The organism is Vibrio sp. 2130-1, assembly GCF_033339515.1.
Genome location: NZ_JAWOUT010000299.1, coordinates 1 through 687 on the forward strand (window position 1 = coordinate 1; position 687 = coordinate 687).

The following is a 687-nucleotide window of genomic DNA, read 5'->3' on the forward strand; positions in this document are numbered from 1 at the left end:
TCGCCCTCTCAAAGTCGAGTTTTACGACCGAAAAGGCGCGTTATTGAATTCTCTAATTTTCGCTAATTATAAGCAGTACCTCGATAGATATTGGCGTGCACATACCATGGCAATGACGAATCACCAAACTGGCAAAAGTACAGAATTGAACACTAGCGATCTGCGCTTTCAAACAGGGTTGGAAGAGAACGACTTCAACAAAAACGTGCTCAAGCGAGTTAAATAAGGGAGTGGTATGAATATGGGCAAAGGAGTAAACCAACTTGGCGGATTACTCGCGATGTTGGTAACGCCCTCGCTGTTCGCATTTGAGCTTGCGGGGCAATTGAATGTTGAGCATCGACAATTTCTCTCTCACGGGCTGCAAGGGCAGAGTAAAGGCCAAAGCTCTGTTGTAGTTCAGCCTGAACTTTACTGGGACTTCCAAAGCGGAGATAGTAGCTTCACCTTCACACCGTTTTTTCGAGTCGATAGCCTCGATGATGAAAGAACCCACGGTGACATTAGAGAAGCGCTTTTTCTCACGTATTGGGATGATTACGAGCTTAGAGTTGGGATCAGTAAAGTGTTTTGGGGCGTCACCGAGTCCGCGCATCTGGTTGATGTTGTGAACCAAACAGATGCCGTGGAAGCGGTTGATGGCGAAGATAAACTGGGTCAGCCAATGGTACACTTTACGGTGATTAA

General features: G+C 46.4%; 1 protein-coding gene and 1 pseudogene. Both read left to right on the forward strand.

The window, feature by feature from the left end; all coding sequences use genetic code 11:
* Nucleotides 1–226: outer membrane lipoprotein-sorting protein (locus R7Q09_RS25855; protein ID WP_318143906.1), on the forward strand; the 226-nt coding region annotated here is incomplete at its 5' end.
* Nucleotides 227–280: 54 nt separating this feature from the next.
* Nucleotides 281–687, forward strand: a pseudogene (locus R7Q09_RS25860) (hypothetical protein); the annotation flags it as partial.